This window comes from Pseudomonas sp. XP2, from assembly GCF_053557975.1.
In genome coordinates this window covers 223079-235037 of sequence record NZ_JBNRIK010000002.1, presented here as the reverse complement: position 1 = coordinate 235037, position 11959 = coordinate 223079, and the positions used below count along the sequence as shown (strand labels likewise).

At 63.0% G+C, this 11959-nt stretch carries 11 protein-coding genes and 1 pseudogene; 7 read left to right on the top strand and 5 right to left on the bottom strand.

Features of this window, described 5'->3' with window-relative positions:
- Positions 1-19: 19 nt before the first annotated feature.
- Complete coding sequence (gene radC, locus ACK1VC_RS03945) at positions 20-700, bottom strand: RadC family protein (protein ID WP_023048208.1); 681 nt, start codon at positions 698-700, stop codon at positions 20-22.
- 128 nt (positions 701-828) lie between these two features.
- On the opposite strand from radC, the gene coaBC reads away from it, so the two are divergent.
- From coaBC to argB, 4 genes and pseudogenes are all read left to right on the top strand, one after another.
- Complete coding sequence (gene coaBC / locus ACK1VC_RS03940) at positions 829-2040, top strand: bifunctional phosphopantothenoylcysteine decarboxylase/phosphopantothenate--cysteine ligase CoaBC (RefSeq protein WP_191087108.1); 1212 nt, start codon at positions 829-831, stop codon at positions 2038-2040.
- 5 nt (positions 2041-2045) lie between these two features.
- Complete coding sequence (gene dut, locus ACK1VC_RS03935; RefSeq protein ID WP_016712700.1) at positions 2046-2501, top strand: dUTP diphosphatase; 456 nt, start codon at positions 2046-2048, stop codon at positions 2499-2501.
- A 140-nt stretch (positions 2502-2641) separates the two neighbouring features.
- Positions 2642-4009: pseudogene (locus tag ACK1VC_RS03930) on the top strand (phosphomannomutase/phosphoglucomutase); the annotation flags it as partial.
- A gap of 30 nt (positions 4010-4039) precedes the next feature.
- Positions 4040-4945 (top strand): acetylglutamate kinase, encoded by a 906-nt coding sequence (gene argB / locus ACK1VC_RS03925; protein ID WP_004575216.1) that lies wholly within the window; start codon positions 4040-4042, stop codon positions 4943-4945.
- 180 nt (positions 4946-5125) lie between these two features.
- On the opposite strand, the gene pyrE is transcribed toward argB, so the two are convergent.
- Positions 5126-5767, bottom strand: coding sequence for an orotate phosphoribosyltransferase (pyrE, locus tag ACK1VC_RS03920; RefSeq protein ID WP_003253405.1), 642 nt, complete (start codon positions 5765-5767; stop codon positions 5126-5128).
- Between the two features lie 80 nt (positions 5768-5847).
- Here pyrE and ACK1VC_RS03915 point away from each other — a divergent pair, with 80 nt between their 5' ends.
- Entirely contained in the window at positions 5848-6627 is a 780-nt protein-coding gene (locus tag ACK1VC_RS03915) for an exodeoxyribonuclease III (RefSeq protein ID WP_003253401.1), read from the top strand.
- A gap of 316 nt (positions 6628-6943) precedes the next feature.
- Here the strand turns inward: ACK1VC_RS03915 and rph are convergent, their stop codons facing one another.
- Complete coding sequence (rph, locus tag ACK1VC_RS03910) at positions 6944-7666, bottom strand: ribonuclease PH (protein WP_016489819.1); 723 nt, start codon at positions 7664-7666, stop codon at positions 6944-6946.
- Positions 7667-7894: 228 nt separating this feature from the next.
- Here rph and ACK1VC_RS03905 point away from each other — a divergent pair, with 228 nt between their 5' ends.
- Together ACK1VC_RS03905 and gmk are read left to right on the top strand one after the other, a co-directional pair.
- The gene (locus ACK1VC_RS03905; RefSeq protein WP_016489820.1) at positions 7895-8758 is read left to right on the top strand and encodes a YicC/YloC family endoribonuclease; all 864 of its coding nucleotides are present in this window, start codon (positions 7895-7897) and stop codon (positions 8756-8758) included.
- A gap of 13 nt (positions 8759-8771) precedes the next feature.
- Positions 8772-9392, top strand: a complete 621-nt coding sequence (gene gmk, locus ACK1VC_RS03900) for a guanylate kinase (RefSeq protein WP_016489821.1) — start codon at positions 8772-8774, stop codon at positions 9390-9392.
- 135 nt (positions 9393-9527) lie between these two features.
- Here gmk and ACK1VC_RS03895 read toward each other — a convergent pair whose 3' ends face one another.
- Both ACK1VC_RS03895 and ACK1VC_RS03890 read right to left on the bottom strand, forming a co-directional pair.
- Positions 9528-11069, bottom strand: coding sequence for an APC family permease (locus ACK1VC_RS03895; protein ID WP_016489822.1), 1542 nt, complete (start codon positions 11067-11069; stop codon positions 9528-9530).
- Between the two features lie 113 nt (positions 11070-11182).
- Positions 11183-11956 carry a gamma-glutamyl-gamma-aminobutyrate hydrolase family protein gene (locus ACK1VC_RS03890; protein WP_191087109.1) on the bottom strand — a complete coding sequence of 258 codons (774 nt, stop codon included), beginning with the start codon at positions 11954-11956 and terminating at the stop codon, positions 11183-11185.
- Positions 11957-11959 lie beyond the last annotated feature (3 nt).

Here is an 11959-nt window from a genome sequence, read left to right as displayed (position 1 = left end):
GGCCGGCACATGCACACCTCTAAGCGACAATCCACCCCTGCTCAACCATCGATAAGGGCTCCCCGTCACCGATGATGATGTGATCCAGCACCCGCACATCGATCAGCCCCAGCCCCCGCTTCAACGACAGGGTCAAATGCACGTCATCCTGGCTCGGCTCACTGTTCCCCGAAGGATGGTTGTGACACAGGATCAAAGCCGCCGCGTTATGCAGCAACGCCCGCCGCACCACCTCCCGCGGGTAGACACTCGCCCGATCTATCGTGCCCCTGAACAGGATTTCAAACGCCAGCGGCCTGTGCTTGGTATCCAGAAACAGGCACCCGAACACTTCACTGGCCTCATGTCGCAGCATCGCTTTCAAATAGCGCCGCACCGTTTCCGGGCTGTCCATGGCAGATTCCCGCTCAATCGATGTCGCCAGGTGTCTGCGCCCTATTTCCAGCAGCGCCTGCAACTGGCTGTACCTCACCGGGCCCAGCCCAAGCTCGCCGACGAAGGCCTCGCGGTCGGCCTCCAACAACCGGCGCAAGCTCCCGAACTTCACCAGCAGGCCTCGCGACAGCTCCACCACATTACGCCCGCGCACACCTGAACCGAGAAATACAGCCAGCAACTCCGTATCGGTCAGGCTGCCAGCCCCACGCTGCAGCAACTTCTCCCGCGGCCTTTCTTCAGCCGGCCATTCCCTGATATTCATCCCCGCCCCCTGCCCTTGCTGCGGCCCATTTCGACCCTGTGTTAATCTATTTCGCCTCGTACATGCGACGTACTGCCGCAGGCAATCTCAAACGTCGCCGCCCGCTCTCACTGGAAAAAGGCAAGCCTATGCAGCGGCTGTATCGCAAGCGCATCGTTCTCGGCGTGGGTGGCGGCATTGCCGCCTACAAAAGCGCCGAGCTGATTCGCCGTCTCCTGGAGCACGGCGCGCAGGTGCGCGTCGTCATGACCCGTGGTGGTGCCGAGTTCATCACCCCGCTGACCCTGCAGGCGCTGTCGGGCCACCCGGTGCACATGGACCTGCTCGACCCTGCCGCCGAAGCGGCAATGGGCCATATCGAACTGGCCAAGTGGGCCGACCTGGTACTGATCGCCCCGGCCACGGCCGACCTCATGGCGCGCATGGCCCAAGGCATGGCCGACGACCTGCTGACCACCTTGGTGCTGGCCACCGACGCCACCGTCGCCGTCGCCCCGGCCATGAACCAGGCGATGTGGCGCGACCCGGCTACCCAGGCCAACCTCGAACTGCTCAAGAGCCGTGGCATCCAGGTGTTCGGCCCGGCGTCTGGCAGCCAGGCCTGTGGCGACGTGGGCCTGGGCCGCATGCTCGAAGCCACCGACCTGGCCTGGTGCGCCGCAGAAAGCTTCAAGCGCCAGGCACTGACCGGCAAGCACGTGCTGATCACCGCCGGCCCGACCCAGGAAAACATCGACCCGGTGCGCTACATCACCAATCATAGCTCCGGCAAGATGGGCTTCGCCCTGGCCGAAGCAGCCGCCGAAGCCGGGGCTCGGGTCACCCTCGTCACGGGCCCTGTGCACTTGCCAGCGCCCGACCGGGTCAGCCGCATCGACGTGGTCAGCGCGCGGGACATGCTTGCGGCCTGTGAAGCGGCCATGCCGTGTGACCTGTTCATCGCCTCGGCCGCGGTCGCGGACTACCGCCCGGAAGTCGTTGCCACGCAAAAGCTGAAGAAAGATCCTACGACCGGCGACGGCATGCTGCTGCAGATGGTGCGCAATCCCGATATCCTTGCCACCATTGCTGGCCGCAGCGACCGCCCGTTCAGCGTGGGCTTCGCCGCCGAAACCGAACACCTGCTCGATTACGCCACGCGCAAGCTCAAGGACAAGAACCTCGACCTGATCGTCGCCAATGATGTGGCCAACCCCAGCATCGGCTTCAACAGCGAAGAAAACGCCTTGACCGTGATCGACCGCCAGCAGCACCAGACCCTCTTCGCGCAGACCAGCAAAGGCAAGATCGCCCGACAACTGGTCGCCTTCATCGCCGATCGGCTCAACCAGGTTCAATAAGTTACATGCACGCTCTTCAAGCCAAGATTCTCGACCCACGCCTGGGCAGCGAATTCCCGCTGCCGACCTACGCCACCCCCGGCTCCGCCGGCCTGGACCTGCGCGCCCTGCTCAAGGAGGACACCGTCCTCGAGCCAGGCCAGACCCTGCTGATTCCTACCGGCCTGTCGATCTACATTGGCGACCCGGGGCTGGCCGCGGTAATCCTGCCGCGCTCGGGCCTGGGCCATAAGCACGGCATCGTGCTGGGCAACCTGGTCGGCCTGATCGACTCGGACTACCAGGGCGAGCTGATGGTGTCGTGCTGGAACCGTGGCAACACGCCGTTCACCATCGCCGTTGGCGAACGTATCGCCCAGCTGGTGTTGGTGCCGGTGGTGCAGGCCCATTTCGACATCGTCGAAGCGTTCGATGAAAGCCAGCGTGGCGCTGGTGGCTTTGGTCACTCCGGCAGCCACTGAGCCGGCAGATGACCGTTCAGGCCAAGGATGGCGAACTCTCTGGCGAAAGCACCGTCCAAGCGTCAGTTTGCGCCTGCCCAGACCTTTGATTATTGGAGCTACCAGAGATGAACGACATGGCCCACCTGGTCCCCGCCGCGCTACCAGACAGCATTTTCCGCGCCTATGACATTCGTGGCGTGGTCGGTAAAACCCTTCACGCCGAAACCGCCTACTGGATCGGCCGCGCCATCGGCGCGCAAAGCCTGGCCCAGGGCGAACCGCAGGTTTCGGTAGGCCGCGATGGCCGCCTGTCGGGCCCGATGCTGGTCGAACAGCTGATCAAAGGCCTGGTCGATGCCGGGTGCCAGGTCAGCGACATCGGCCTGGTGCCCACCCCGGCGCTGTACTACGCGGCCAATGTGCTGGCCGGCAAGTCGGGCGTGATGCTGACCGGCAGCCACAACCCGTCGGACTACAACGGTTTCAAGATCGTCATCGCCGGCGACACCCTGGCCAACGAACAGATCCAGGCCCTGCTGACCCGCCTGAAAACCAACGACCTGACCCTGGCCGAAGGCCGCGTGGAAAAGGTTGAGATCCTGGACCGCTATTTCCAGCAAATCGTCAGCGACGTGAAACTGGCCAGGAAGCTCAAAGTGGTGGTGGACTGTGGCAACGGCGCCGCCGGCGTGGTCGCACCGCAGCTGATCGAAGCCCTGGGCTGCGAAGTGATTCCGTTGTTCTGCGAGGTCGACGGCAACTTCCCCAACCACCACCCGGACCCGGGCAAGCCGGAAAACCTCGAAGACCTGATCGCCAAGGTCAAGGAAACCGGCGCCGACATCGGCCTGGCCTTCGACGGTGACGGCGACCGCGTCGGCGTGGTGACCAACACCGGCAGCATCGTCTACCCGGACCGCCTGCTGATGCTGTTTGCCCAGGACGTGCTGGCGCGCAACCCCGGCGCCGAAATCATCTTCGACGTCAAATGCACCCGTCGCCTGACCCCGCTGATCGAACAGCATGGCGGCCGCGCACTGATGTGGAAGACCGGCCATTCGTTGATCAAGAAGAAGATGAAACAGACCGGCTCGCTGCTGGCCGGCGAAATGAGCGGTCACATCTTCATCAAGGAACGCTGGTACGGTTTTGACGACGGCATCTACAGCGCTGCGCGCCTGCTGGAGATCCTCAGCAAGGCCGGACAGAGCGCCGAAAACCTGTTTGCCGCCTTCCCTAACGATATTTCCACGCCGGAAATCAATATTGATGTGACCGACGAGGGTAAATTCAGCATCATTGATGCACTGCAACGCGACGCCGATTGGGGCGAAGCCAGCCTGACCACCATCGATGGTGTGCGGGTTGACTATACCCACGGCTGGGGCCTGGTCCGCGCCTCCAACACCACCCCGGTGCTGGTGCTGCGCTTCGAGGCCGACAGCGACGCCGAATTGCAACGTATCAAGGATGTATTCCGTACCCAGTTGCTGCGGGTTGAGCCTGAGCTGCAACTGCCGTTCTGACCGACTATCTGTTCCTTACAGGAGCCCTGCATGACCCTCGATCGCGATGCCGCTTCCCATGTAGCCGAGGTTTTGTCCGAAGCACTGCCTTACATCCGCCGCTTTGTCGGCAAGACCCTGGTGATCAAGTACGGCGGCAACGCGATGGAAAGCGAGGAGCTGAAAACAGGCTTCGCCCGTGACATCGTGCTGATGAAGGCTGTGGGCATCAACCCGGTGGTGGTCCACGGTGGTGGCCCGCAGATCGGCGACCTGCTCAAGCGCCTGTCGATCGAAAGCCACTTCATCGACGGCATGCGCGTCACCGACTCGGCGACCATGGACGTGGTGGAGATGGTGCTGGGTGGCCAGGTCAACAAGGACATCGTCAACCTGATCAACCGCCACGGCGGCAGCGCCATCGGCCTGACCGGCAAGGACGCGGAACTGATCCGCGCCCGCAAGCTGACCGTCAGCCGCCAGACGCCCGAGATGACCACCCCGGAAATCATCGACATCGGCCACGTGGGCGAAGTGGTAAGCGTGAACACCGACCTGCTGAACATGCTGGTGAAGGGTGACTTCATCCCGGTGATCGCGCCGATCGGCGTGGGCGCCAACGGTGAGTCGTACAACATCAACGCCGACCTGGTGGCTGGCAAGGTAGCCGAGGCGCTGAAGGCCGAGAAGCTGATGCTGCTGACCAACATCGCCGGCCTGATGGACAAACAGGGCCAGGTACTGACCGGCCTGACCACCGAGCAGGTCAACGAACTGATCGCCGACGGCACCATCTACGGCGGCATGCTGCCGAAGATCAAGTGCGCGCTGGATGCGGTGCAGGGTGGCGTGAACAGCTCGCACATCATCGACGGCCGCGTACCGAACGCGGTGCTGCTGGAAATCTTCACCGACAGCGGCGTGGGTACCCTCATTACCAACCGCAAGCCGCGCTGAGTGATTGGCTAGCCTGCACCGGCCTCTTCGCGGGTAAACCCGCTCCCACAAGGGATAGCACCGACTTTGAGGGCTGTGGAGATCCTGTGGGAGCGGGTTCACCCGCGAAAGGGCCGGAACAGGTGACACAAAAAAGGCGACCTTCATGTGAAGGTCGCCTTTTTCATTTCCAGGCCAGGATCAGATCCCGTACTGCGCCCGGTAAGCCTCGACAGCCGGCAGATGCTGCTTGAGCTGCGGGTCATCGGCCAGGAACTCCAGCACCTGGGTCAGCGAAACGATGCTGACCACCGGGATACCGAAGTCGCGTTCCACTTCCTGGATCGCCGACAGTTCGCCATTGCCACGCTCTTCGCGGTTCAGCGCGATCAGCACGCCAGCGGCCTTGGCCTGCTGGGCGTTGATGATCTGCATGACCTCGCGGATGGCGGTACCGGCGGTGATCACGTCGTCGATGATCAGTACATCACCGGCCAGCGGCGCACCAACCAGGCTGCCGCCTTCGCCGTGGTCCTTGGCTTCCTTGCGGTTGAAGCACCATGGCACATCGAGCTGATGCTGATCAGCGAGGGCCACGGCGGTGGTCGCCGCCAAAGGGATACCCTTGTAGGCCGGGCCGAACAGCACATCGAACGGGATCTTGCTGTCGACGATGGCTGCGGCATAGCACCGCCCCAGCTCGGCCAATGCAGAACCGGTGTTGAACAGGCCGGCATTGAAGAAATACGGGCTGGTACGCCCCGATTTCAGGGTGAATTCACCGAAACGCAGTACCCCGCGATCGATGGCAAAACGGATAAAGTCGCGCTGATACGGCTGCATGAATAGTCCCGGACACCACGGATTTAGCTAAATGGGTTGAGCTCGGGTATCATACACGCACGAGATTTTTGGGGCCATTTATGCGGATCATCAGTGTGAACGTTAATGGCATTCAGGCTGCGGCCGAGCGTGGTTTGCTCAGCTGGCTACAAGCCCAGAATGCCGACGTCATCTGCCTTCAGGATACCCGCGCCTCGGCCTTTGAACTCGATGACCCAGCTTTCCAGCTCGATGGCTATTTCCTTTATGCCTGCGACGCGGAGGTGCCTGCCCAAGGTGGTGTGGCCCTTTACTCGCGCATGCAGCCCAAGGCAGTCATCACCGGCCTGGGCTTCGAGACAGCCGACCGCTACGGGCGTTACCTGCAAGCAGATTTCGACAAAGTCAGTATTGCCAGCCTGCTGCTGCCTTCGGGCATGAACGGCGACGAAGACTTGAACCAGAAGTTCAAGTTGATGGACGACTTCGCCAAGTACCTGGACAAACAGCGTCGCAAGCGTCGCGAATACATCTATTGCGGCTCGTTCTACGTGGCGCAGCAGAAGCTCGACATCAAAAACTGGCGTGACAGCCAGCAGTCGCCGGGCTTCCTGGCGCCGGAACGCGCCTGGATGGATGCGATCACCGGCGAGATGGGTTACGTCGATGCCCTGCGTGAAGTCAGCCGTGAAGGTGACCAGTACAGCTGGTGGCCAGACAACGAGCAGGCCGAGATGCTCAACCTGGGCTATCGGTTCGACTACCAGATCCTCACGCCGGGCCTGCGCCGCTTCGTGCGCAACGCCCGCCTGCCGCGTCAGCCGCGCTTCTCCCAGCATGCGCCGCTTATCGTGGATTATGACTGGACGTTGACCATCTGAGTGCCAGGGCTGCTGCGCAGCCCATTCGCGGGACAAGCCCGCTCCCACAGGATTCATGCATGGCTGGAAAGCTGTACAAAGCTTGTGGGAGCATGCCAGGGCTGCTGCGCAGCCCATTCGCGGGACAAGCCCGCTCCCACAGGATTCAGGTATGGCTGGAAGCTGTACAAATCTTGTGGCAGCGTGCTAGGGCTGCTGCGCAGCCCATTTGCGGGGCAAGCCCGCTCCCACAGGATTCATGCATGGCTGGAAAGCTGCACAAATCTTGTGGGAGCGGGCTTGTCCCGCGAATGGGCCGCGCAGCGGCCCCAAACAGTCAGTCAGCCAGAGCCGCCTGCTGCAGCTCAAAGATATCGTTCATGCCCTTCTGCGCCAGCGCCAGCATGGCGTTGAAGTCTTCCGGCTGGAACGGCGCGCCTTCAGCGGTGCCCTGCACTTCGATGAAGCCACCGGCGCTGGTCATCACCACGTTCAGGTCGGTTTCGGCAGCGGAGTCTTCCGGGTAATCCAGGTCGAGCACGGCTTCGCCCTGGTACATGCCTACCGACACGGCAGCAATCATGTGCTTGAGCGGGTTGCCGCCCTTAAGGCCACCGCGCTTCTTGATTACCGCCAGGGCGTCGCACAGGGCGACCATGGCACCGGTGATGGACGCGGTACGGGTGCCGCCATCGGCCTGGATCACGTCGCAGTCGACATACAGGGTGATGTCACCCAGCTTGCTCATGTCCAGCGCAGCGCGCAGCGAACGGCCGATCAGGCGCTGGATTTCCAGGGTGCGGCCACCCTGCTTGCCACGGCTGGCTTCGCGCTGGTTACGCTCGCCGGTGGAACGCGGCAGCATGCCGTACTCTGCGGTGAGCCAGCCTTGGCCCTGGCCTTTGAGGAAGCGCGGCACACCGTTTTCCACGCTGACCGTGCAAATGACCTTGGTGTCACCGAACTCGACCAGTACCGACCCTTCGGCGTGCTTGGTGTAGTTGCGGGTGATGCGGATCGAGCGGAGCTGATCGGCGGCGCGACCACTTGGACGTTTCATCTGGGATACCTGTACTGGGACTTTGAATCTGCCGAGCATTATAGAGCCCGCAGCGCGGGGAAGACATGCCTATTGTCGCGCCCGACACAGCCCGTCGCCTTTTCCGACTGCCGTGGCCACCCCTCTGTAACATGGGTGGATTGGGCGCCGAGGCCCCACTGCGCTACAATCCTGCGCCTTGCAGCCGAGAGGCTCCCACCGTTCATACATCTACGCGAGGTACTCCCCATGGTGCACAGCATGACCGCTTTTGCTCGTGTCGAGCGCGCCGGCAGCCAAGGCACCCTGATCTGGGAGCTGCGCTCGGTCAACCACCGTTACCTGGAACCCCACCTGCGCTTGCCCGAGGCCCTGCGCGACCTCGAAGGCGCCGTGCGCGAAGGCCTGCGCCAGGGCCTTTCACGGGGCAAGGTGGAATGCACCCTGCGCCTCAATGAAGACAGCAACGGCAAGCCGCTGAAGGTAGACCGCGAGCGCGCCGCACAGCTTGTCGCCGCCGCCGAGGAAGTGGCCGGCCTGATCAAGCAGCCGGCACCGCTGAACCCGCTGGAAGTGCTGTCGTGGCCAGGCGTGCTGGTGGCAGACACCAGCGACCCACAGGCGCTGAACGCCGAGGCCATGGCACTGTTCGACGAAGCCCTGGCCGAACTCAAGGCCGGACGCCAGCGAGAAGGCCAGGAACTGGCCCGGCTGATCAACGAGCGCCTGGACAACATGACCAGCGAAGTCACCACCCTGCGCGCCCTGGTGCCGCAGATGCTGGCGGCGCAGCGGCAGAAGATTCTCGACCGTTTCGGCGACATGCAGGCCGAACTCGACCCGCAGCGCCTGGAGCAGGAGATGGTGCTGCTGGCCCAGAAGAGCGACGTGGCCGAGGAGCTCGACCGCCTCAGCACCCACGTCACCGAAGTGCGTCGGGTGCTCAAGGGTGGCGGCGCCGCCGGCCGGCGCCTGGACTTCCTGATGCAGGAACTCAACCGCGAAGCCAACACCCTCGGCTCCAAGGCCTTCGACCCACGCAGTACGCAAGCGGCGGTCAACCTGAAGGTATTGATCGAACAGATGCGTGAACAAGTACAGAACATCGAGTAAGGCCACCCCGACCATGAACCACAGCAGCGGCACCCTCTACATCGTTTCGGCCCCTTCGGGCGCCGGCAAGACCAGCCTGGTAACGGCCCTGACCAAGGACGACCAGCAAATCCGCGTCTCGGTCTCGCACACCACTCGCGCCATGCGCCCGGGCGAGGAGCACGGAGTGAACTACCACTTCGTTGTCCATGAGGAGTTCAAGGCGCTGATCCAGCAAGGCGACTTCCTGGAGCATGCAGAAGTGTTCGGCAACTTCTATGGCACCTCGCGCAGTGCACTGCAGCACACCCTGGACCAGGGCTATGACCTGATCCTGGAAATCGACTGGCAAGGCGCCCAGCAGGTGCGCAAGTTGATGCCGCAGGCATTGTCGGTGTTCATCCTGCCGCCAAGCCAGGAAGCCCTTCGTCAGCGCCTGGACGGCCGTGGGCAGGACAGCGAAGAGATCATCGCTGGGCGCATGAAGGAAGCGGTGAGCGAGATGGTGCACTACGACGAGTATGACTACGTGATCATCAACGATGATTTCGACGTCGCGCTGGAAGATTTGAAGTCGGTGTTCCGTTCTAATCGCCTGGTGCTGAAGAAACAGCAGCAGCGCCACGGGGCCTTGCTGAAACAGTTGGTTGGCTGAAAACGATGGGGCCGCTTTGCGGCCCATTCGCGGGACAAGCCCGCTCCCACAGGGTTTTGGCTGCCTTCAATGTCGGCGCAGTACCTGTGGGAGCGGGCTTGTCCCGCGAATGGGCTGCAGAGCAGCCCCTTCCAGTCATTCCTGCAGCGGCAGGGTAGCCTGCTGACGCAGGGTAGCCCCCAGGAAGTAAGCCGGCGCGCGCATGCGCGACAGCATCATCAGCCCGATGCCGAGCACCGAGATGATCGCGGCAATCACGAACACCAGCCCCAGCCCGCCCACATGCGAGCCACTGCCGAAGTCCGGCGAGGCGCTGTCGATGGCGGTGCGCGCGAAAATCACCGACAAGATCACCCCACCTGTCAACGGGCACAGGCCGCGCATGATGAAGTGGCGCAGGCTGTCAAACAGGCTGTCGCGGAAATACCAGACGCAGGCGAACGCGGTCAGGGAATAGTAGAAGCAGATCATCATGCCCAACGCGGTGATGGTATCCGCCAGCACGTTCTCGCTCAGGGTACGCATGGTCACGTAGAACAGGCCTGCTGCCAGGCCAGCGCAAATGGTGGCGTAGCGTGGGGTCTGCGAACGCGGGCAGACGCTGGCAAACTTCTGCGGTACCGCACCGTAGTAACCCATGGCCAACAGAGTCCGCGCCGGCGCCACGAAGGTGGACTGCAGCGACGCCGCGGTGCTGGCCAGCACGGCGATGGACATCAGGATTGCCAGCGGCCCCATGACCGGGCCGGCCAGGTGGGCGAAGACGTTCTCCTGGATGCGTGGGTTGTTAAGGCCCAGCCCGGTTTCGCTGATACCGGCAAACTGCAGAGTGGCGATAGCGGTGAACAGGTACAGCCCGAGGATCAACATAACGGTCCAGGTGGCAGCCTTGCCCGGCACCTCTTCGCTGCCCACCGACTCTTCGCTGACGGTCAGGCACGTGTCCCAGCCCCAGAAAATGAAGATAGACAGCGACAGCCCGGCAGCAAAGGCCGAGAACGACTCGACACCGAACGGGTTGAACCAGGCGAAATCGAACGCCAGCGGTGGCGGCGCAGTGGTGCCGCCGAAGGCGGCGAAGGCAAAGCCGATCAGCACCAGCAACTGCAGGGCCACCAGGCCGTACTGCACGGTCATGGTGGTGGCGATGCCACGACAGCAGATCCACACGGCCAGGCCGATGAACACGCAACAGGTGCTGATGTTGATCAACAGATTGTCGGCCAATGCTGCCAGCTCATGCTTGCCGGTGATCTGGCCAAGGAACAGGTAAAAGAAGTCGACGGCTACACCCGCCAGGTTCGACAGCACGATGGTGGTGGCGACCACCAGCCCCCAGCCGCCGATCCACCCGATCATCGGGCCAAAGGCACGCGCCGACCAGGTAAACGAAGTACCGCTGTCCGGCTCTGCCGAGTTCAGCTCGCGGTAGCCCAGGGCCACCAGCAGCATCGGCAGGAAGCCGACGATGAACACCGCTGGCAGGTGGGCACCCACCTCGCGCACGGTCGGGCCGAGGGCGCCCGTCAGGGTGTAGACCGGGGCGATGGTGGAAATGCCCAGCACCACGCTGGCCAGCAGGCCCAAGCGGCCTTTGGCCAAGCCCTTGCCGCGCTGGGTGTTGCCTGCGTCGGCCGCCACATCGGGTGGGCGGCCGGCTTCTGTATAATTGCTCATGAGTATTTGCCGTAAATTTTGGAATTGTTTTCGCAGGCCTTGCGCACAAGGCCTGCTTTCACTCATTGAAAGCTTGCTGCCGGGGACCGGTCATCCGAGACCTTCGGCTGACGTCAGACTGTTTCCTGCCGTGCGCCCTCCCGTGCTGCGTAGGCAATGCAGGCCTCGCGAAACGCCTGGAACAGGCGCAGCGAAACCGGGTTTTCGGTGAAGCGCCATTCCGGGTGCCACTGCACGCCGAGCACAAAGCCCGGCGCTGCGGGCATGGACACCGCTTCGATCAGGCCATCCGGGGCCCGCGCCTCGACACGCAGGCCGGGCGCCAGGCGTTCGATGCCTTGACTGTGCAGCGAGTTGACCTCGAACTGCTCAGCCAGCCCCAGGTGCTCGAACAACCCGCCTGGCTCGATGCCGACAAGGTGACGAGCGCCGTATTGCACCTCCAGGGGTGCGTCCTCAGGTTCGCGGTGGTCAAGGTAACCGGGCAATTCCTGCACGCGCTGGTGCAGGCTGCCACCCAACGCCACATTCAGTTCCTGATAACCACGGCAGATGCAGAACACCGGCACACCAGCGGCAATTGCCGCCTGCAGCAGCGGCAGGGTCAGGCGATCGCGCGCCAGATCGTGCCGGGTACCCGCCGCGCTAGGGGCGCCATTGTAATGATGCGGTTCGATATTTGAAGGCGAGCCGGTAAAAACAATGCCGTGCAGACGGGCCAGCAGCGCCTGCGTGTCACTGCCGCCGTCACGGGCCGGCAAGATCAGCGGCAAACCGGCAAAGCCGGCCGCCTCGACATACTTGTCGCCTACTGTATGCGACGAGTTCTTCCCCACCTGCTGGCGGCAGGCGCTGACACCGATCAGGGGGACCGCATTTGCGCTCATGGG

Excerpts from the sequence above, each read along its gene's own strand:
- radC (WP_023048208.1), bottom strand. The coding sequence starts at position 700 with ATGAATATCAGGGAATGGCCGGCTGAAGAAAGGCCGCGGGAGAAGTTG.
- coaBC (WP_191087108.1), top strand. The coding sequence starts at position 829 with ATGCAGCGGCTGTATCGCAAGCGCATCGTTCTCGGCGTGGGTGGCGGC.
- dut (WP_016712700.1), top strand. The coding sequence starts at position 2,046 with ATGCACGCTCTTCAAGCCAAGATTCTCGACCCACGCCTGGGCAGCGAA.
- argB (WP_004575216.1), top strand. The coding sequence starts at position 4,040 with ATGACCCTCGATCGCGATGCCGCTTCCCATGTAGCCGAGGTTTTGTCC.
- pyrE (WP_003253405.1), bottom strand. The coding sequence starts at position 5,767 with ATGCAGCCGTATCAGCGCGACTTTATCCGTTTTGCCATCGATCGCGGG.
- ACK1VC_RS03915 (WP_003253401.1), top strand. The coding sequence starts at position 5,848 with ATGCGGATCATCAGTGTGAACGTTAATGGCATTCAGGCTGCGGCCGAG.
- rph (WP_016489819.1), bottom strand. The coding sequence starts at position 7,666 with ATGAAACGTCCAAGTGGTCGCGCCGCCGATCAGCTCCGCTCGATCCGC.
- ACK1VC_RS03905 (WP_016489820.1), top strand. The coding sequence starts at position 7,895 with ATGGTGCACAGCATGACCGCTTTTGCTCGTGTCGAGCGCGCCGGCAGC.
- gmk (WP_016489821.1), top strand. The coding sequence starts at position 8,772 with ATGAACCACAGCAGCGGCACCCTCTACATCGTTTCGGCCCCTTCGGGC.
- ACK1VC_RS03895 (WP_016489822.1), bottom strand. The coding sequence starts at position 11,069 with ATGAGCAATTATACAGAAGCCGGCCGCCCACCCGATGTGGCGGCCGAC.
- ACK1VC_RS03890 (WP_191087109.1), bottom strand. The coding sequence starts at position 11,956 with ATGAGCGCAAATGCGGTCCCCCTGATCGGTGTCAGCGCCTGCCGCCAG.